This is a genomic window from Sphaerospermopsis sp. LEGE 08334 (assembly GCF_015207205.1).
GTDB lineage: Bacteria > Cyanobacteriota > Cyanobacteriia > Cyanobacteriales > Nostocaceae > Sphaerospermopsis.
This window is the reverse complement of sequence record NZ_JADEXH010000011.1, coordinates 25,311-44,335: the sequence shown is the minus strand read 5'-3', so window position 1 is coordinate 44,335 and position 19,025 is coordinate 25,311. Positions and strand designations below refer to the sequence as shown.

The following is a 19,025-nucleotide window of genomic DNA, read 5'->3' as shown; positions in this document are numbered from 1 at the left end:
AATAAAACAGCTAATCTACCTATATGGCTTTAATTTCATCCTCAAAGAACCAAGTGGAGGTATTGTCATCAAATTTGACTACAACACCAATACCAGCACCATCTGTAACTTTATAACCTTCTATCACACCTACTTTACCTAGTTTTTGAGCGATAGGAGCAGATACGCGATCGCGCAAACGAACTACTTTAACCTTTTGTCCGATTTCCATGTCTAGTTAGAATCCAATAATCCAAATCTCAGTGTACCGGAATCTGGGACTTAGTTTGCAGTTAAGCTTTCAGAAATGTTGCTTTAATATTTATCTAATTTAACAATTAGATATGTTTAAATATGCTTTTTTATGTTAAATTTTATTTGAATGTGTAAAATTACAATCTACATTAGATAAATAATAAAATGAGTGACAATAAAGTGATAATAAAATTAATCAATTTCCGTGAAAACAGACACCATTTTTTATAGCTTATTCCAAGAATTTCCTAGTATTTTCTTTGAATTAATTAACAAATCTCCCACAGAAGCAACCAGAAGCAAACGCACCAGAATTAGCAAAACAGTTAATTGCCCAAGCCAACCAACAAATTAATGATACAACCAGCAAACGGGATCTGATCAAACTAATTGAGACAATTATCGTCTATAAATTACCCCAAAAAAGCCGCGAGGAGATAGAAGCCATGTTAGGTTTAAGTGATTTAAAACAAACCAGAGTTTATCAAGAAGCATTAGCAGAAGGTAAAGAGGAAGGAATAACAGAAGCAACCAGGAAATTAGCTTTAAAATTATTAAGAATTGGCATGAGTTTAGAGCAAATTTCCGAAGTTACAGAATTATCTTTAGCACAGATTAAAGATTTACAAAAATAAATTTCATAAAAGGAAATTTTCTGGTTTTACTGCTTACTAAACAATTAAGTTTCTGAGGGTGTATTCAATGAATACGCCCCGATAAGGTAATAAAAAATGTATCCAAATCATCCACCTTCCCCCAAAGAAACCATGCCGACAATGTATGATTTACCTAGTGAATTAATAGGAGAATCAGGTTTGCCGGACGAATTTCATTGTATACAAGCAGATTTATTAACAGAAACTTGTCAACCAGCCAATTATACAGCCTCAGAAATTTTACTAGCTAGTGACTTAAATCTATATTATGATCCACGTCATCCTAGTTGGTATAAACGTCCTGATTGGTTTATGGTATTAGGAGTAGCAAAAGCCGAACAACAGGAAGATTTACGTTTAAGTTATGTAGTTTGGCAAGAAGGTATTGATCCGTTTTTGGTAGTAGAATTACTCTCACCAGGAACAGAACAAGAAGACTTAGGACAAACCCTTAGAGAAATAAATAAACCGCCCACAAAATGGGAAGTATATCAAAACATTTTGCGTATTCCTTACTATGTGATTTATGATAGGTATGAAAATAATTTCCGTGGGTTTAAACTCAATGGTACTCGTTATCAACCTGTCAATTTATCAGATAATCGTTTTTGGTTAGAAGAAATAGAAATGGGTTTGGGTTTATGGCAAGGAACTTATCAAAATACAGAGGGTTTATGGTTACGTTGGTATAACAATAATGGCTGGTTGCCAACATTAGCCGAAAAAGCAGAAAATGAACGTCAACGGGCTGAAAGTGAACGTTTAAGGGCAGATAAACTAGCAGCAAAATTGCGTGATTTAGGAATAGATCCTGATAGTTTAGTAAATTAGGAAAAAACTATGACTACAACTGTAAAATTAACAGATTTCAAGATTGAATATCCTAGTAGTGATGGTGAACCAGTGGCAGAAACTTATATACATCTCTATGCAATTTTAACAACTTTAGAAGTTCTCAAACAATACCTTACAGGTAGACAAGCAACGGTACTGGCAAATCAATTTTTATATTATGCCCAAGGTTTTCCCAAATTAAGAATAGCACCAGATGTCATGGTTATTTTTGATGTGCCTCCTGGTGGTAGAGATAATTATAAAATTTGGGAAGAAGAACAAGTTCCTCAAGTAGTTTTTGAAATGACAAGTGCAGGAACTCAAAAACAAGATCAAGAATACAAGAAATTATTGTATGAACAATTAGGAATTTTAGAATATTGGTTATTTGATCCCAAGGGAGAATGGATAAATCAAAAATTACAAGGTTATCGTTTACAGGATGAGATTTATCAACCCATTACAGATAATTTATGTCAACCTTTGGGATTAAGTCTAGAAGTAGAAGGAGAACTTTTAAGATTTTACCGTTTAGATACAGGGGATAAATTACTGATACCAACAGAACTTGCTGAACAGGCAGAAAATGAACGTCAACGGGCAGAAAATGAACGCCAACGGGCAGATAAATTAGCAGAAAAATTGCGCTCTTTGGGAATAGATCCTGATACCTTATAATCAACGAACAATACCAAATTATCAACCTAAAATCTATGGCTTTAACCGCACAAGAAATAGAAGCATTAATGCCAGATTGCACCGAACTACTTAGCGATGAACCAGAAATGGAAAGTTCCTTACACTATACACAACTATTAATATTAGTCACTTGTTTAGAATGGTTGTGGAGAGATAGAGAAGATTTTTTCATTGGTGCAAATCTCACCATTTACTATAGCCGACAACAGTTAAAAAATCGAGACTTTAGAGGACCCGACTTTTTTATTGTAAAAAATACTGAAAAACGTCCTCGCGCTTCCTGGGTAATATGGGAAGAAAACGGCAAATATCCCAATTTAATCATTGAATTACTTTCTGATTCTACAGCCCAAGTAGACAAGGGTTTGAAAAAACAGTTATATGCAAATCAATTTCACACACCTGAATATTTTTGGTTTTCACCTACGACATTAGAATTAGTTGGTTGGCGATTAGCAGGAAGTGAATATGAAAAAATCAAACCTTCTGAAAATGGCTGGTATTGGAGTCAAGAATTAGGATTGTATTTAGGAATTTGGGAAAATAAATTGAGGTATTTTAGCGTTGAAGGAAAATTAATCCCCACACCTGAAGAAGCGAATTTAGAAGAAATTAGAAAAGCTGAAATTGCCCTCCAAAGAGCAGAAATTGAACGTCAAAGGGCAGATGAAGCGGAAACAAAAGCAGCTATTCTAGCTCAAAAGTTAAAGGAATTAGGTATTGATCCTGATTTGATTAAGTAACTCAACTTTAAAAAACGTAATACCCATATCCCCGACTTCTTAAAGAAGTCAGGGATCTATCCACTTTATATTTTACATTTAATTATGTTGACCTACTTAGTTTGTAATAACAGTAATATTTTCTACTCCATAGCTCCCTGACTTTTCTCAAAGGTTGGGGATTTTTAGTATCAATTAGTATAAAATGTATATCGGCGATTCAAGAAAAGCTAATTCTGACAAATTGGCAAAAATTAATGCTGACAATCCTCTAAAATGCCCGAATAACTAGCCTATGGTGTGTAGTGGTATTTGAGGATGACCTTATATATCAAAGACAATTTCACAAAATTGCAAGTACAGCGTTATTGGGAACTGCTGCAAGTTTTAGTATCCCGAACTTTAAAAGTGCGTTATCGGGGTTCATTCCTGGGTGTTTATTGGTCACTTTTGAACCCATTAATAATGACAGGGTTATACACTGCAATTTTTGGAGTTACTTTCGCATCATATTATGGTAACTCCATCCTTAACTATGTGTTGGCAGCATTTACAGGTTTAGTAGTCATTAATTTTTTCTCAGCTTCCACATCTCAAGCTTTAGTAAGTGTAGTTAATAATGGCGCATTATTGAATAAAATTCAGTTGCCAGTTAGTGTTTTTCCTGTATCAATGATTGCCTCTAATATATTTCAGTTTTGTGTGGGCGCATTTCCGTTACTAGCATTAATGACTTTAGTTAATGCCAAAAATTTAGTAAATGTTTTAGCATTGGTATTTCCATTTCTAGCGTTAATTTTAGTATCTACAGGAATTGGATTTTTAGTAAGTGCATTATACGTATTTTTTAGAGATTTACCTTACTTTTATGAATTAATTGTATTTGTCCTGTGGATAAGTAGTCCTGTATTTTATCCAGCAGCTATTGTACCAAATCAAGTAAAACCATTTTTAAACTTGAATCCCTTATCACCAATAATTGAAAGTTTGCGTCAAATTACATTATCAGGAACATTGCCAGATTTAGATTTAATTTGGGGCGCTTTACTGAGTGGTATAATTATTTTATCCTTGGGATGGACTTGTTTTCATATTTGGCGACATCAATTTATGGATTTATTGTAATGGAAGTAATTCGCCTGGATCAAGTTTCACTGTGGAGACGAACACAAGAAGAGTTTTCTTACGATTTAAAAAGAACTTTGCTTCATATCGTAGAAGGTAAATATCGTCAAACTGCCAAAAAATTAGTTTTGAATAATATTGAATTAGTAGTTAATAAAGGAGAAAAACTAGGAATTATTGGTGCGAATGGTTCTGGAAAATCCACACTTTTAAAGATAATTTCTGGTATTCTGAAACCTACACAGGGAAAAGTCAGAATTAAAGGAAAAATTGCCCCTTTAATTGAACTAGGAGCAGGTTTTGATCCAGAAATCTCAGTTATGGACAATATTTTACTTTATGGTGTTTTACTGGGATTTTCTAGGGTGGAGATGAAAAAAAGAGCGCATTCAATCTTAGAATTTGCAGAATTACAAGATTATACTTTAGTTCCAGTTAAAGGTTTATCTTCCGGTATGGTAGCAAGATTAGGTTTTGCTATTGCTACAGACGTGCAACCGGATATTTTAATTTTGGATGAAGTTTTATCAGTAGGTGATGAAAGATTTAAGCATAAATGTCAGCAGCGAATTGAAAAGTTTTGGGATGCAGATGCAACGGTTTTAGTAGTATCCCATGATTTAGGTTTTATGAAACAGTCTTGTCAAAGAATCATTTGGTTAGACAAAGGAAAAATCACTTTTATAGGTAGTGCGGAACGTGCAGTAGAGTCTTATCTTGCTGGTAAAGTCATTCCAGAATAAATTTAAGTCTACTGATCAGAGTTATTTATCAGGGTGCGTAGATTTGTATTTGTAATATACAGCAGATAGCATATCAATAAGGATTTTAGGAGATATTAGCTATTTTGAAACACAAGGAAAAACAAGGTTTATGCAATTACATTTTTCAATGTTAACTCATTTTTGACAATCGCTACCAAATAATATTACATCATTACTAGGAGGTATAATGTATAAATTTTTTGATAGTGAAATAAATAAAACCTAGAATCAAAAATAACATGATAACCAACAAAATTTAGTGTTAAATAACTATCCAGTATTGCCAGACATAAATAATTGAAGACTTAGGTGTAAAAAATAGCATAATCTTGTGAAATAATGTGAAATAAATTTATTTACTCAAGGGAAAAAGCTATTTTTCAAAATCCACAACAACTAAACTATACATTTACATCGTAGAAAATATTAACCAAAAATGCAGCATTTACAAGAGATATCAATACAGAAACCATAGTTGGGAATTAAGTGATTATTCTGTTGGCATTTCAACTGATGGTTTGGCATAACAGTTACTGAAGATTTTTTATTAAGCAACATAAAACAAAGGTTGAGTAAAAATAAACTATGGTTAACCAAATAGAATTACCAGCTATCCTTCACCGTACTCCAAAAGATATAAAAGATATATGTAATAATCATCTGCAAAATATAATTTTTCCTAGAACAGATATTTGTACTGTTGAAGAATTATTTTTTAGAAGTAATTCCCAAGTTTTATTTAACTATGAAAATCAGATACTAGAGCTAAATCAAGGTGGTATTGTTAGTTTTGACACCTATTTTAATGCTTTTTATGTGGATAGCTGGAAAGAATATACCCAGGTTAGAAATATAAGTGCTAGTGTCAAATTAAAAGGAACTTTTAAAATTAGTGTTTATAATATTGACAGATTAGGTGAGACTAAAACTGTATTATCACAGAAGATTATCAAAAATAACGAAATTGAAGAAATCAAATTTTTAGACAACTTCGATATATCCACATCTACAGGAATGATCTACATGAAAATAGAAGCATTAGAAAATTTGTGTCAAATTAGCGGTGGGTATTTTTCAACTTTGACAGAACCTGTTACCGAAGTAAAAATTGCAGTGGTCATTTGTACTTATAAAAGAGAAAAATATGTTTATAAAAACATAAAATTATTAAAAGAATATTTATTAAACCAAAGCTTACAAGAAAGCGGTTATGATAATAATTTAGAAGTATTCATCATTGATAATGGTAGAAATTTAGAAAAATTTGATAATGATTTAATTCATATTATACCTAATAAAAATGCAGGAGGAAGCGGTGGTTTTGCTAGAGGAATGCTGGAAGTTTTAAAACAGCAACATAATCAGGAAAATCAATTCTCACATATTATCCTGATGGATGATGATATTCTCTTTGATCCAGAAATATTAGAGAGAGTCTGGAAATTTTTGACATTTTCTCATCAAAAAGATATCTGTCTTGGTAGCAGTATGTTGAGATTAGATAAAAAATATATACAGCATGAAAAAGGAGCTTATTGGAATCGAAATCAAGGTTTTATTCCTGTTAAACCTAATATGGATTTGAGAAAATTAAGAGAAACTTTATTTAATGAGGTAGATGAATATATTGATTATACTGGGTGGTGGTTTTTTGGCTTTCCAGTTGATGCTATCAAAGATTATGGTTTACCATATCCTTTCTTTATTAAAATAGATGATGTAGAATTTTGTCGCAGAATAGGCAAAAAAATTATAATTTTGAATGGTATATGTGTTTGGCATGAACCATTTGAAAATAAGAAAAATCCATCCATTGAATACTATTTTTTCAGAAATAGTATGATTTATCATAGCCTGTACTTTCACAAAGATTTTAGCAGTATCAAGGCAATTAAATGGTTTTTAAAACCATTATTAAAAGAATTATTCTGTTATAGATATGAAACTGCTGAAAGCATTATTAAAGCTACAGTTGACTTTCTCCAAGGTCCTGATGCTCTAGTTGCTAAAAACCCAGAAGAAAATCATAAAGAGGTTTGTCAGTCTAGAGAAAAAACAACTAAAAATCCAGATTTACCATTTGTATACAAAAAATATATAGAAAGTAGAGAAAAGAGTGAAAACAAGTTACATAGATTTTTCAGACTTTTAACTCTTAATGGACATCTTTTACCAAATTGGTTTTTCTTTGCAGATGACACATTGAGCGATCAAGGATATAGTATTGTACCCGCTAATAATAGTAGACCCTTAAACGCTTTTAGAACTAAAAAAGTTTTGTATTACAATTTGCAAACTCAGGAAGGATTTGTAGTTAAATTTTCCAGAAATAGGTTTTTTCAGGTGCTAATAAATGCCCTATGGGTATCTTTGTTAATGCTGATTAAATTACCAAAATTGAAAACTCTATATATAGACTCATTCCTTGAATTTACCAGTCAATCTTTCTGGGAAAAGTATTTAGAAATAGAAACAAAAGCATCAAAATAACTGGAATAAAACTATGTACCCTAGAATGTTTGATTTTTTGATTGTTGGTGCTGGGTTTGCTGGTTGTACCCTAGCAAATTGTATAGCTACGCGCTTAGATCGCAAAGTTTTAGTGATTGATACCCGCAATCATATTGGAGGTAATGCGTTTGATTTTTACGACAATGCGGGAGTATTGATTCATAAATATGGAGCGCACATTTTCCATACAAATAGCAAAAAAATCCTTGATTACCTTTCTCAATTTACCCAATGGCGAGTTTATCAACATGAAGTATTAGCTAAAGTTGATGGTAATTTATACCCAATTCCTATTAACTTAAATACTATTAACAAACTGTATGGACTAAATCTCAATAGTCAGGAAATTGCAGAATTTTATGAGCAAGTTAAAGAAAAATATGACAGAATAGAAAACTCTGAACAAGCTGTAGTTGGCAAAGTAGGAACAGATTTATACGGGAAATTCTTTAAAAACTACACTTATAAACAATGGAATTTGTGGCCTCATGAATTAGATGCTTCAGTGTGCGCTCGTATTCCTGTGAGAACTAATAAAGATAACCGATATTTTGGTGATAAGTATCAATTTATGCCACTAAATGGTTTTACAAAAATGTTTGAAAAAATGTTGGATCATCCCAACATTAAAATTATGCTGAATACCAGCTTTCAGGAAGTAGAACAATGGTTAAAGTTCGATCATCTAATTTACACCGGACCCATTGATCAATTTTTTGATTATAAATTTGGAAAACTTCCCTATCGCTCATTACGTTTTGAGTTTGAAACTCATGATGTTGAATATTTCCAACCAGTTGCTGTTGTCAACTATCCCAATGATTATGATTTTACAAGGATAGTAGAATCTAAACATATTACTGGACAAAAACATCCAAAAACTACTATTTATTATGAATATCCACAAGCAGAAGGAGATCCATATTATCCTGTTCCCCGTCCCGAAAATCGGGAATTATTTCAACAGTATAAAAATGCAGCAGATAAGTTAGAAACAGTAACATTTGTCGGCAGATTAGCACAATACCAATATTACAACATGGATCAAGTTATTGCTGCTGCCCTCACAGTTTTTGAAAAAAGAATTAGTCAACTTTATTAGATTCTTATTAGAGGTTTTTGTTAGGTTGCATCCACACTTTACTCACTTTTACTCACATTTAATTAACAATAAGTAGAGGTAAAATATCGTGATATATACATCATTCACACAAATAGTCCCTAAATATATTCGCGTATTTATTCGTGACAGAAATATAGGTTTAAAAAAGTTAATGAGTTCCTATCAACAGCTAAAAGTCGAATCCAAAAAAATCAAAAGAATCTATAAAATTATCAAAACCGAATATCAAGATATAGCTGCGGTAAATAAACCTGAAAATCTACCAGATATCATGAACAAAAAAGCCATTGAACATGATTTCAATAAGGGTAGAGTTGTCATTCAATCAATTTTAGATGCGGACAAAAAACAATTAAAAAATAGAAATTTTTTGTTAGAAAAAATCAAAGGTTATGGTTGTGCATATCAAGGATGGAATCTTTATTCTCCTTATCAACAATATCTGAATGCTTCTGATTATGGACCATTACAAATCCCTACAGAATTTGCGGATTTTTTAATTTATTGCATTCAAAAACAACCAAGTTCTTTTTTGGAAATTGGGGTAATGTATGGAGGATTTTCCGTTTTTTGTTGTGCGGTTTTATCTAAGTTCAACAACAACTTTAAATATACCTGTGTTGATATAGAAGACAACTTTAGAGATTGGGATTATTTTTCATCTATTTTACCCTTAGAAAAAGCCATTCCTGCTACATCTGCTGATTTTATCGGTAAAGAATTTGATGTTGTTTATATTGATGCAGATCATTCATATCATGGCATGAAAAGAGACTTTTTCAATGTAGGGCGTTATGCAAAAGTTTGTGCTTTTCATGATATTAATGCTTCGGAATATGATCACTTAGATGGTGGAACTAGAAGATGTTGGAATGAACTGAAATTATCATACTCTCAGTCATATTCAATTTGGGAAATTAGTCATATTGCAGAGGAATGGATGGGTATTGGAATTATTGATTTTAACAAATGATTTATGAAATAATCTGAAATGATTTATGAACATTACCAAAGTCGCAGCTATCATTGTTACTTGGAACAAAATTAAAGATGTTTGTTTGCTTATTGAAGACACAAAAAAACTAGATTTGCATGGGATATCTCTGGATATTTTTGTTGTTGATAATGCTTCCTCTGACGGTACACAACTTTATCTGGAAGAACATTATACCCAAATTACAGTTTTACAAACAGGGGAAAATATCGGAGGTTCTGGTGGTTTTTCTTATGGAATGAAGTTTGTAAGTAACCTTAATTATGATTACATTTGGTTACTAGATAATGATGTAAGTTTACATCATCAAGCTTTACTTCCTTTAGTAGAAACCTTAGAAAAGTATCCAGAGGTAGGGTTAGTAGGTTCTCAAATTAGAAAATTAGAACAACCGGAGATTATTCAAGAAATAGGCGGTTATATTCATGAACCAAAAGCACATTTAAAAACTTATTTTGGTAACTCAATTATTAAATCAACAGCGGAAATTTTAGCAGGTAAACCTTATCTCACAGTAGATATTTGTGCAGCAGCTTCATTATTATTCAGACGGGAAATAATTGAAGAAATCGGAGTATTTGAAAATTACTTTCTGCATTTTGATGATGTGGAATGGTGTTTAAGAGCAAAACAAGCTGGTTGGGTGGTTGCTGCTCATCCAGAGTCTATTATTTGGCATTCTTCACCTGATTTTAAACAACGTCCTTGGATTAGTTATTATGATGAACGTAATCTTTGTTACTGTTGGCAAAAACACAAACCAGAACTATTATTAAAACGTCTGAAATTATTATTGCCAAAATTAATTTATTACTCATTAACTGGGCGTTATTTTTGGGCAGAAATTTATTTACAAGGTTTGACAGATTTCCTTCAGAAAATTAAAGGTAAAATGCCTGATATATTGCCATATCAGGAATATGATTTAGCATCAATTATTCATAATAATAGCAAAATATTGGTGCAATCTTCTATATATCAAGATATTTGTCAATTTCCTAAAGTTACTATTTGGTATCCACCCAAAAGTTTATTGCTGAGGATTTACATTTGGTTAGTATCTTGTTTTGTTAAACCTGTAGATTTGGTAATAGTTAGCTGCTATAAACCAGAACTTTTTTATGTTAATTTAGCTAAAAAAGTTTATTTCTTTAGTGGTGCTGGTTACATCCAGGTAAATTTGAATTTAATGAATATACTGTTTAAAAGTCTGCAAGTATTTTATCGGTTGTTGAAAATATATTTGCAGATGAGCATTTTGGTACATAAATCAGTTGCTGCAAAATAACATCTCTCTTCACAATATTGGAAAGAATTGCAACCATGTTAAATTCTGAATTGATATCTATAGTTATTTGTACCGCAGATCGTTCTGCTTCACTCCAAAAAACTCTGGCATCTTTAAATCACATCAATCATAACCCTTTTGAAGTTATTGTGGTAGATTCTTCCGATGATGATAGTACATTAAAAATGATAAATTTACTCAAAAATAATTTAACTTTTAGCATCAAAATCTTAACATCACAACCTAAAAATATTAGTATTTCTAGAAATATAGGAATCCAAAAATCATCAGGAAAGATTATTGCTTTTATAGATGATGATGCTATCCCCCCGACTGACTGGTTAGATAAATTAATATCAACCTATGCTTTATATGGTGATCAATGCGCTGGAGTTGGTGGTACTGTCAGAGATATGACAAAAGCCGGTTATCCTTTACAATATCATCAAGGTATTACCAATCTTATTAGTAATACAATTCCCATTCGTTCAGAAAATGTGATTAACTATAATCAAAAACAGGGTTTTTGGTTTAATGGTTTAATGGGAACTAATTCATCTTACCGTAAAGATTTACTCCAAAAGATTAATGGTTATGATGAATTTTTTGAATATTTTTTAGATGAAACAGATGTTTGTTTACGTTTGATTCAAGCTGGTTATGAAATTCACTATTGTGATACGGTTGTAGATCATTATCCTCAACCTAGTCATAACCGTTATGATCAAAAACATCTAACTTGTTGGTATTCTCTCGCTAAAAATTCTACTTATTTTGCCTTAAAACACGGTTATAAAAAAATTCCTTTGCCGATTTTAATTATACGTCTGACTTTACTTTTAATTTATCGTTGTTTACTGCGGATTATTAGGCTTAAATTTACCCATCTTCTCAAGAATGGGATTTTATGGCAATATATCCAACAAGCTTTTAAAGGTGTGCGTGTTGGTTGGAGTGCTGGTATTGCTTGGCATTACGGAAATAATGAGAAAATTCTTAACAAGAATCGTATTAGGTTATAGTAGATAAAAGATAGTAACTTATCCAACTCAAATCTATGGCTTTAACAGCGGAACAAATAGAAGCATTAATGCCAGATTGCAGCGAACTACTTAGCGACGAGCCAGAAATGGAAAGCTCTTTACATTATACACAACTATTAATATTAGTAACTTGTTTAGAATGGTTGTGGAGAGATAGAGAAGATTTCTTTATCGGAGCAAATCTTAGCATCTACTATAGCCGGCAACAGTTAAAAAATCGAGAGTTTAGAGGACCTGACTTTTTTCTAGTCAAAGATACGGAAAAACGTCCGCGTAATTCTTGGGTAATATGGGAAGAAGACGGTAAATATCCCAATTTAATTATTGAATTGCTGTCTGATTCTACTGCTAAAGTAGACCGGGGATTAAAAAAAGAGTTGTACCAAAACCGATTTAGAACCCCTGAATATTTTTGGTTTTCGCCCAATACCTTAGAATTGGTGGGATGGCGATTAACAGACAGTGAATATAAAAGTATTACTCCTTCGGAAAATGGCTGGTATTGGAGTCAGGAATTAGGGTTGTATTTAGGAGTGTTTGAAAGTAGATTAAGGTATTTCAGTGTTGAGGGGCGATTAATACCCACACCTGAAGAAGCAAATTTAGAAGAAATCAGAAAGGCTGAAATTGCTTACAGAAAAGCCGAAGCTGAAAAACAAAGGGCTGAATCTGAAAAACAAAAAGCTGAATCTGAAAAACAAAAAGCTGAATCTGAAAAACAAAAAGCTGAATCTGAAAAACAAAAGGCTGAAATCGAAAAACAAAGAGCCGAAGCTGAAAAACAAAGGGCTGAAGACGCAGAAGCTAAAGCAGCTATTTTAGCTCAGAGGTTAAGAGATTTAGGTATTAATCCTGATAGTTTGTAAATAATTTGTCATTCAGTAGATCCCGAATTTTTCTTTTGAGAGAAGTTAGGGATCTATTTTGACGTTCAAGAGGATGGTTATATTTTAGGTTCAATTAATACTGAAAATAGTATACAATGCCCTGGTAACTTGGCTATAGCCTGTGGTGGTTCTGGAGAATGACCCTATCTATCAAAGAAAATTTAATCAAAAACAATTTAACTTGGTTACAGGTACAGCGCTACTGGGAACTATTGCACGTCTTGGTAGTGCGGACCCTAAAAGTGCGTTATCGGGGTTCAATCGTGGGTGTGTATTGGTCACTACTGAACCCATTGATCATGACAGGGCTTTATACTGCTATTTTTGGTGCTACCTTTTCATCTTATTATGGTAACTCCATCATTAACTACGTATTAGCAGCGTTTACAGGATTGGTGGTAATTAATTTTTTCTCAGCTTCCACATCTCAAGCTTTGTTAAGTGTGGTATATAATGGGGCATTATTAAATAAAATTCGGCTGCCTGTCAGTGTTTTCCCAGTATCTATGGTAGCAGCTAATGTGTTTCAATTTTCCGTGGGAGCATTTCCATTACTGGCATTGATGACTTTATTTAATTCTCGAAGTTTAGTAAATGTATTAGCATTGATATTTCCGTTTCTGGCATTATTGTTAGTTTGTACAGGAGTTGGATTTTTAGTTAGCGCATTGTATGTATTTTTTAGAGATTTACCTTACTTTTATGAGTTAGTCAGCTTTGTGATTTGGATCAGTAGTCCGGTATTTTATCCAGCAGCAATTGTACCACCGCAAGTTAAACCATTTTTGAGTTTAAATCCTCTCTTACCGATTATTGAAAGTCTACGTCAGATTACATTATCAGGTTCAACGCCAGATTTAGGTTTAATAGGTGCGGCTTTACTGAGTGGCATAATTATTTTGTCCTTGGGATGGACTTGTTTTCATTTGTGGCGACATCAGTTTATGGATTTATTGTAAATGGAAGTTATTCGCCTAGATCAAGTTTCTTTGTGGCGACGTACACAAGAGGAGTTTTCTTATGATTTGAAGAGAACTTTACTTTCTATTGTAGAAGGTAAATATCGCCAACCTGCGAAAAAATTAGTCTTAGATAATATTAATTTAGTTGTTGAAAAAGGTGAAAAAATAGGTATAATAGGTGCTAATGGTTCTGGTAAATCCACTCTTTTAAAACTCATTTCTGGGATTTTACAACCTACGACCGGAACAGTTAGAGTAAGGGGTGAAGTTGCGCCTTTAATTGAACTAGGGGCTGGTTTCGATCCTGACATTTCCGTGATTGACAATATACTGCTTTATGGTGTATTACTGGGTTTTTCTAGGACTGAGATGAAAGCAAGAGCGCGGTCAATTTTGGAGTTTGCCGAATTGGAGGATTATGCTTTAATTCCAGTTAAGGGTTTATCTTCGGGTATGGTGGCCAGGTTGGGTTTTTCTATTGCTACTGATGTACAGCCGGATATTTTGATTTTGGATGAGGTTTTATCTGTGGGGGATGAGAGGTTTAAGCATAAGTGTCAGCAGAGGATTGATAGTTTTTGGAATGGGGAAACGACGGTTTTGGTGGTTTCTCATGATTTACAGTTTATTAGTACATCCTGTAAAAAGGTGATTTATTTAAGTCAAGGAAATATTAGATTTTCGGGTGATTCACAGGAAGTTGTAGATTATTATTTGCAAAGTGTTAAACAATCGGAAATAGTTGCTAGTTAAGGAAAAAATAGGGAAAAATAATTATTTACAGAAAATTAATAACCCAAGTTGCTAGTTAGGAATAGGAGTCAGGAGTCAGGAGTCAGTAGAAAGAATTAATTATGATGATCTTACCTTGTTTTTTGCTGTCTATTTCTCGTTTTCACTTCCAGTTGAAAGACTTTTTGCATTAGCAACTTACGTTAATAGTTAACCCATACAATTAATAAGAGAGTTATAAGCGTTGATCCTGTTAATGTGTAGTAAATTATTCAGGAGTTACACATCAAATTACACCTCAATTCTCAAATAGCGTGGTTTCCCGCTATTCTCATAGTTTATAATTAACTAAAGATAGTAATTTATCAACAAAAAATCTATGGCCTTAACAGCACAAGAAATAGAAGCATTAATGCCAGATTGCACCGAACTACTTAGTGACGAACCAGAAATGGAAAGCTCATTACATTATACACAACTATTAATATTAGTAACTTGTTTAGAATGGTTATGGCGTGATCGAGAAGATTTCTTTATAGGTGCAAATCTCAGTATCTACTATAGCCGACAACAGTTAAAAAATCGAGACTTTAGAGGACCAGACTTTTTTCTAGTCAAAGATACGGAAAAACGTCCGCGTTTGTCTTGGGTAACATGGGAAGAAGACGGTAAATATCCCAATGTAATCATTGAATTGCTTTCTGATTCTACAGCCAAAGTAGACAAGGGATTAAAAAAACAGTTGTATCAAAATCAATTCCGCACTCCTGAGTATTTTTGGTTTTCGCCCAATACCTTAGAATTGGTGGGATGGCGATTAACAGACAGTGAATATAAACCTATTCCCGCATCAGAAAATGATTGGTATTGGAGTCAGGAGTTAGGTTTATATCTGGGAGTGTTGGAAGGTAGGTTAAGATATTTTACGGTTGAAGGAAGATTAGTACCTACACCAGAAGAAGCGAATTTACAAGAAATTAAAAAAGCTGAAATTGCTACTCAAAAAGCTGAAGTTGCTACTCAAAAAGCTGAGGCTGAACAGCAAAGAGCTAATCAAGCAGAAGCTAAACTAGAACAAGCAGAAACTAAAATGTCAATTTTAGCACAAAAATTAAGAGAGTTAAATATTGATCCTGATAGTTTGTAGTAAATTTTTCAGGGAAAATAACCTGTCCAGAAAAACAAATCTGATAGTTTTAGGGTGTGTCAGAGAAGATAAATCTTGTAAATAATCTGATATACAGTAACTAAATAAAGGAAAAAAAATATGACTCTAACCACTCCTATGTTAACGGAAAGGTTAACTATGATCAAGGGTATAAATTTGATGCTTATCGAACAATTTCCATGGTTCTGTTGAATCCACTGTGTTAAAGATTATCTCTGGAATCTTGCGGACTATAACTGGAAGAGTTAGAGTATGCGGTTAAGTATCACCTTTAATTCAAGTAGGTGTGGGTTTGGATGGGGGAATTTCTGTGATGGAAAATATGTAATGGACAATAATTTTACTATGCAAGAAAAAACCTTAAATTATAATTACACAGTTGATCCTAATTCTGATACAGCCGCCGCCAATGTATTAAGATTTGTCGGCAAACAAAAAAAGGTTTTGGAAATTGGTGCAGGTCCGGGATCAATATTACGAGTTTTGCAAGACATCAACCAATGCAATATTACAGCAATTGAGATTCATCCTGATTATATTGAAGAACTCAAACAGTTTTGTTCTAGTGTTATTAGTGCAGATTTAAACAACCCACAGTGGTATAAAATTTTTTCGGAGGAACAGAAATTTGATGTTGTTGTTGCTGCGGATGTTTTAGAGCATTTGTATGATCCATTAAGATGTCTTCAGAATATAAAAAACCTGTTAAATGATAGTGGATACATTGTGATTTCATTACCCCATGCAGGACACGCTGTCATTAGTGGTTGCTTGTGGAATGGAGATTTTCAATATAGTGAATCAGGGTTATTAGATAAAAATCATATAAGATTCTTTGGTATTAAAAATATACAGAAATTAATTGAAGATGCAGATTTAAAAATTATTGATGCTAGTTTTGTAGTCAGATCACCAGATCAAACAGAACTTGCTGATCTTTGGTTGAGTTTGCCTCACGGTTTAAAGAAAGAACTGCTTTCTAATCCTTTTGCTTGTGTTTATCAGGTGGTACTTCATGTTGTGCCTGAAACCTATACAGGTAGTCCTATAAAATTGACTGAAATTCCCGTACCTTCTGCCCAGATTATTCCTTTTGGTATTTTCAATCAAACCTATGTTTTAACAGGGTTATTTCGTAAAGTTGTCCGTCAAGTGCTGTCACAAAATCAAAAAAAGAAATTGCAATCATACTTGAGAACGTGGGGAGTTCATGTTTAAAAATTAATTATATACATAAAAATAAAAATTTTATGATAAGACAACATTATACATCACTAAAAATCTCAATTATCTTAGTTAACTATAATGGTGCAGATGTTTTAACAGACTGTTTAACTTCTATAGAAAAATTTATTCCTAGATATAACTGCGAAATTATTATAGTAGATAATAATTCACAAGATAATAGTATAGATATTATTGAGAATCAATTTCCTGCTGTCAAATTAATTAAATTATCAAAAAATATTGGTTTTGGCTCAGGAAATAATGCTGGTGCAAAAGTAGCTAAAGGAAAATTTTTATTTTTATTAAATACTGATGCCATAATTACCAGTAATATATTTCCACATCTAATTAATTTAATGGAAGAAAATCCAGAAATAGGAGTTATTGGACCTAAACTTTTATTTCCAGATGGCAGTTTTCAAATCTCGTTTTCACCTACAATCAGTATTAAAGGTGAAATTGAAGCTAAGAGATTACACAATTATGCTCAATCTCCAACTAAGTTAAATCGTTTAGAGCAGGATTGTAAACAAACTAAAGAAGTCGATATTGTTGTAGGTGCAGCATTTTTTATTCGTGCAGATTTATTTCATTCACTAGGTGGTTTTGATGAAAAATTTTTTATGTATTTTGAAGAGTCTGATTTATGTCAAAGAGTCAAAAATGCAGGGTATAAAGTCTTATATACACCTGAAGTGTCTTTAATTCATATTCGAGGACATTCTGTAAACAGGATTGCCCATAAAATGGTCGTAGAATATAGACGCAGCCAAATTTATTACTATAAAAAACATCGTCCTATGTGGGAAAGATTGATTTTACGAGTTTATCTTTTTACAAAATTTTTCTATGAATTTGCAATAACATTAAATCCTTATTGTTGGCAGATTGTTAAGTTAGTATTGAGATATAAATAATAATCGTGATAAATAGAACAATTAATTAATGAACACAATAAATCATCCATCATCTCATCAATTAATCATCAACCTATCCATTATTTTTTCCCAACCAACCGGCATCAGCAACTACGCTTTAAACCTCATTTCCTACCTGAAAACCCTCCAACCAACCCTAATAACATCACAAAATCACCCAGATTTCAATTGCTACCCAATCCCAAATAATCTTACTCCTGCTCATGGTTCAAAAGGACATTTAAACCGTCTCATCTGGACACAATTCCAACTACCAAAAATCTATAAAAACCTCAAATCTACCCTTCTATTTTCCCCCATCCCTGAAGCACCGCTATACAAAAACTGTCGCTTTATTGTCATGTCACACGACATGATACCATTACGCTTTCCTAAACCTTTCTCACCCCTAACACCATACCACCGCTACTACACCCCCCAAGTTCTCAACCAAGCACAACATATAATTTGTAACTCTGAAGCAACAGCTAGAGATATCACCGAATTTTACCAAATCCCAAGTAATAAAATCACATCTATTCCTTTAGCGTGCGATCGCTCTCATTTCCGCTTTCTCAACCTACCCACTAAAAACTATTTTCTATACATTGGTAGACAAGATCCTTATAAAAATGTACATAGTTTAATTTCTGCTTTTGCAAAATTACCTCACACAAATGACTATGAACTATGGTTAGTTGGACCAACAGATAAACGTTACACCCCATTATTAGAAAAACAAGTTCAAGAACTAGAAATAAATCATTTAGTCAAATTCCTAAACTACGTACCTTACAACGAATTACCAATAATAATCAATCAAGCACTTGCTTTAGTTTTTCCCAGTTTATGGGAAGGTTTTGGTTTACCAGTATTAGAAGCAATGGCCTGTGGTACTCCCGTTATTACCTCTAATATTTCTTCACTTCCAGAAGTAACAGGAGATGCGGCAATTTTAATTAATCCATATAATACCGAGGAAATTACAGACGCAATGCAAACTATTATTAATGATTCAGAAACCAGAAAACAACTTTCAGAAAAAGGAATAAAAAGAGCAAATCAATTTAGTTGGGAAAAAACCGGACTCGCTACAGTTGAAATATTACAGCAATATCTGTGAGCATAACTACAAAATA

20 protein-coding genes and 1 pseudogene are annotated in these 19,025 nt (G+C 32.8%); 20 read left to right on the top strand and 1 reads right to left on the bottom strand.

Features of this window, described 5'->3' with window-relative positions; all coding sequences use genetic code 11:
• Nucleotides 1-19: 19 nt before the first annotated feature.
• A complete protein-coding gene (locus IQ237_RS08230) occupies nucleotides 20-211 on the bottom strand; it encodes a DUF2862 domain-containing protein (RefSeq protein ID WP_096567904.1) in 192 nt (63 codons plus the stop codon).
• A 228-nt stretch (nucleotides 212-439) separates the two neighbouring features.
• Between IQ237_RS08230 and IQ237_RS26900 the strand changes: the two genes are divergently transcribed.
• The 20 genes and pseudogenes from IQ237_RS26900 to IQ237_RS08140 all read left to right on the top strand — a co-directional run bounded on the left by IQ237_RS26900 (nucleotide 440) and on the right by IQ237_RS08140 (nucleotide 19,009).
• A complete protein-coding gene (locus IQ237_RS26900; protein WP_309225723.1) occupies nucleotides 440-589 on the top strand; it encodes a DUF2887 domain-containing protein in 150 nt (49 codons plus the stop codon).
• Nucleotides 564-626: pseudogene (locus tag IQ237_RS26895) on the top strand (hypothetical protein); the annotation flags it as partial. The gene IQ237_RS26900 and the pseudogene IQ237_RS26895, both read left to right, overlap by 26 nt.
• A gap of 54 nt (nucleotides 627-680) precedes the next feature.
• The gene (locus tag IQ237_RS26890) at nucleotides 681-869 is read left to right on the top strand and encodes a hypothetical protein (protein WP_309225721.1); all 189 of its coding nucleotides are present in this window, start codon (nucleotides 681-683) and stop codon (nucleotides 867-869) included.
• Between the two features lie 96 nt (nucleotides 870-965).
• The gene (locus tag IQ237_RS08220) at nucleotides 966-1,721 is read left to right on the top strand and encodes a Uma2 family endonuclease (protein WP_194054010.1); all 756 of its coding nucleotides are present in this window, start codon (nucleotides 966-968) and stop codon (nucleotides 1,719-1,721) included.
• A gap of 9 nt (nucleotides 1,722-1,730) precedes the next feature.
• A complete protein-coding gene (locus tag IQ237_RS08215) occupies nucleotides 1,731-2,402 on the top strand; it encodes a Uma2 family endonuclease (protein ID WP_194054008.1) in 672 nt (223 codons plus the stop codon).
• Between the two features lie 35 nt (nucleotides 2,403-2,437).
• A complete protein-coding gene (locus IQ237_RS08210; protein ID WP_194054007.1) occupies nucleotides 2,438-3,166 on the top strand; it encodes a Uma2 family endonuclease in 729 nt (242 codons plus the stop codon).
• Nucleotides 3,167-3,463: 297 nt separating this feature from the next.
• Nucleotides 3,464-4,270: an ABC transporter permease gene (locus IQ237_RS08205; RefSeq protein WP_194054006.1), complete on the top strand. Its 807-nt coding sequence runs from the start codon at nucleotides 3,464-3,466 to the stop codon at nucleotides 4,268-4,270.
• On the top strand, nucleotides 4,270-5,013 hold the full coding sequence (locus IQ237_RS08200; protein WP_194054005.1) for an ABC transporter ATP-binding protein: 744 nt from the start codon (nucleotides 4,270-4,272) through the stop codon (nucleotides 5,011-5,013). The genes IQ237_RS08205 and IQ237_RS08200 overlap by 1 nt, the downstream gene beginning before the upstream one ends.
• A gap of 606 nt (nucleotides 5,014-5,619) precedes the next feature.
• Nucleotides 5,620-7,524 carry a glycosyltransferase gene (locus IQ237_RS08195; protein ID WP_194054004.1) on the top strand — a complete coding sequence of 635 codons (1,905 nt, stop codon included), beginning with the start codon at nucleotides 5,620-5,622 and terminating at the stop codon, nucleotides 7,522-7,524.
• A gap of 13 nt (nucleotides 7,525-7,537) precedes the next feature.
• Nucleotides 7,538-8,647 (top strand): UDP-galactopyranose mutase, encoded by a 1,110-nt coding sequence (gene glf, locus IQ237_RS08190; protein WP_194054003.1) that lies wholly within the window; start codon nucleotides 7,538-7,540, stop codon nucleotides 8,645-8,647.
• Between the two features lie 88 nt (nucleotides 8,648-8,735).
• On the top strand, nucleotides 8,736-9,641 hold the full coding sequence (locus tag IQ237_RS08185) for a class I SAM-dependent methyltransferase (RefSeq protein ID WP_194054002.1): 906 nt from the start codon (nucleotides 8,736-8,738) through the stop codon (nucleotides 9,639-9,641).
• Between the two features lie 25 nt (nucleotides 9,642-9,666).
• Nucleotides 9,667-10,950, top strand: coding sequence for a glycosyltransferase family 2 protein (locus tag IQ237_RS08180; protein ID WP_194054000.1), 1,284 nt, complete (start codon nucleotides 9,667-9,669; stop codon nucleotides 10,948-10,950).
• Nucleotides 10,951-10,985: 35 nt separating this feature from the next.
• Nucleotides 10,986-11,972, top strand: a complete 987-nt coding sequence (locus tag IQ237_RS08175) for a glycosyltransferase family 2 protein (protein WP_194053998.1) — start codon at nucleotides 10,986-10,988, stop codon at nucleotides 11,970-11,972.
• Nucleotides 11,973-12,007: 35 nt separating this feature from the next.
• Nucleotides 12,008-12,859 (top strand): Uma2 family endonuclease, encoded by an 852-nt coding sequence (locus tag IQ237_RS08170; RefSeq protein ID WP_194053997.1) that lies wholly within the window; start codon nucleotides 12,008-12,010, stop codon nucleotides 12,857-12,859.
• Between the two features lie 158 nt (nucleotides 12,860-13,017).
• A complete protein-coding gene (locus IQ237_RS08165; RefSeq protein WP_194053996.1) occupies nucleotides 13,018-13,839 on the top strand; it encodes an ABC transporter permease in 822 nt (273 codons plus the stop codon).
• Nucleotides 13,840-14,595, top strand: a complete 756-nt coding sequence (locus IQ237_RS08160; protein WP_194053994.1) for an ABC transporter ATP-binding protein — start codon at nucleotides 13,840-13,842, stop codon at nucleotides 14,593-14,595.
• A gap of 358 nt (nucleotides 14,596-14,953) precedes the next feature.
• Nucleotides 14,954-15,721, top strand: a complete 768-nt coding sequence (locus tag IQ237_RS08155) for a Uma2 family endonuclease (protein ID WP_194053992.1) — start codon at nucleotides 14,954-14,956, stop codon at nucleotides 15,719-15,721.
• Nucleotides 15,722-16,069: 348 nt separating this feature from the next.
• Entirely contained in the window at nucleotides 16,070-16,960 is an 891-nt protein-coding gene (locus IQ237_RS08150; protein WP_194053991.1) for a bifunctional 2-polyprenyl-6-hydroxyphenol methylase/3-demethylubiquinol 3-O-methyltransferase UbiG, read from the top strand.
• Between the two features lie 32 nt (nucleotides 16,961-16,992).
• Complete coding sequence (locus IQ237_RS08145; protein ID WP_194053990.1) at nucleotides 16,993-17,886, top strand: glycosyltransferase family 2 protein; 894 nt, start codon at nucleotides 16,993-16,995, stop codon at nucleotides 17,884-17,886.
• 28 nt (nucleotides 17,887-17,914) lie between these two features.
• Nucleotides 17,915-19,009, top strand: a complete 1,095-nt coding sequence (locus IQ237_RS08140; RefSeq protein WP_194053989.1) for a glycosyltransferase family 1 protein — start codon at nucleotides 17,915-17,917, stop codon at nucleotides 19,007-19,009.
• Nucleotides 19,010-19,025 lie beyond the last annotated feature (16 nt).

Bases quoted from the DNA above. Each gene is read 5' to 3' on its own strand.
- IQ237_RS08230 (WP_096567904.1), bottom strand. From the start codon at position 211: ATGGAAATCGGACAAAAGGTTAAAGTAGTTCGTTTGCGCGATCGCGTA.
- IQ237_RS26890 (WP_309225721.1), top strand. From the start codon at position 681: ATGTTAGGTTTAAGTGATTTAAAACAAACCAGAGTTTATCAAGAAGCA.
- IQ237_RS08220 (WP_194054010.1), top strand. From the start codon at position 966: ATGTATCCAAATCATCCACCTTCCCCCAAAGAAACCATGCCGACAATG.
- IQ237_RS08215 (WP_194054008.1), top strand. From the start codon at position 1,731: ATGACTACAACTGTAAAATTAACAGATTTCAAGATTGAATATCCTAGT.
- IQ237_RS08210 (WP_194054007.1), top strand. From the start codon at position 2,438: ATGGCTTTAACCGCACAAGAAATAGAAGCATTAATGCCAGATTGCACC.
- IQ237_RS08205 (WP_194054006.1), top strand. From the start codon at position 3,464: ATGACCTTATATATCAAAGACAATTTCACAAAATTGCAAGTACAGCGT.
- IQ237_RS08200 (WP_194054005.1), top strand. From the start codon at position 4,270: ATGGAAGTAATTCGCCTGGATCAAGTTTCACTGTGGAGACGAACACAA.
- IQ237_RS08195 (WP_194054004.1), top strand. From the start codon at position 5,620: ATGGTTAACCAAATAGAATTACCAGCTATCCTTCACCGTACTCCAAAA.
- glf (WP_194054003.1), top strand. From the start codon at position 7,538: ATGTACCCTAGAATGTTTGATTTTTTGATTGTTGGTGCTGGGTTTGCT.
- IQ237_RS08180 (WP_194054000.1), top strand. From the start codon at position 9,667: ATGAACATTACCAAAGTCGCAGCTATCATTGTTACTTGGAACAAAATT.
- IQ237_RS08175 (WP_194053998.1), top strand. From the start codon at position 10,986: ATGTTAAATTCTGAATTGATATCTATAGTTATTTGTACCGCAGATCGT.
- IQ237_RS08170 (WP_194053997.1), top strand. From the start codon at position 12,008: ATGGCTTTAACAGCGGAACAAATAGAAGCATTAATGCCAGATTGCAGC.
- IQ237_RS08165 (WP_194053996.1), top strand. From the start codon at position 13,018: ATGACCCTATCTATCAAAGAAAATTTAATCAAAAACAATTTAACTTGG.
- IQ237_RS08160 (WP_194053994.1), top strand. From the start codon at position 13,840: ATGGAAGTTATTCGCCTAGATCAAGTTTCTTTGTGGCGACGTACACAA.
- IQ237_RS08155 (WP_194053992.1), top strand. From the start codon at position 14,954: ATGGCCTTAACAGCACAAGAAATAGAAGCATTAATGCCAGATTGCACC.
- IQ237_RS08150 (WP_194053991.1), top strand. From the start codon at position 16,070: ATGGACAATAATTTTACTATGCAAGAAAAAACCTTAAATTATAATTAC.
- IQ237_RS08145 (WP_194053990.1), top strand. From the start codon at position 16,993: ATGATAAGACAACATTATACATCACTAAAAATCTCAATTATCTTAGTT.
- IQ237_RS08140 (WP_194053989.1), top strand. From the start codon at position 17,915: ATGAACACAATAAATCATCCATCATCTCATCAATTAATCATCAACCTA.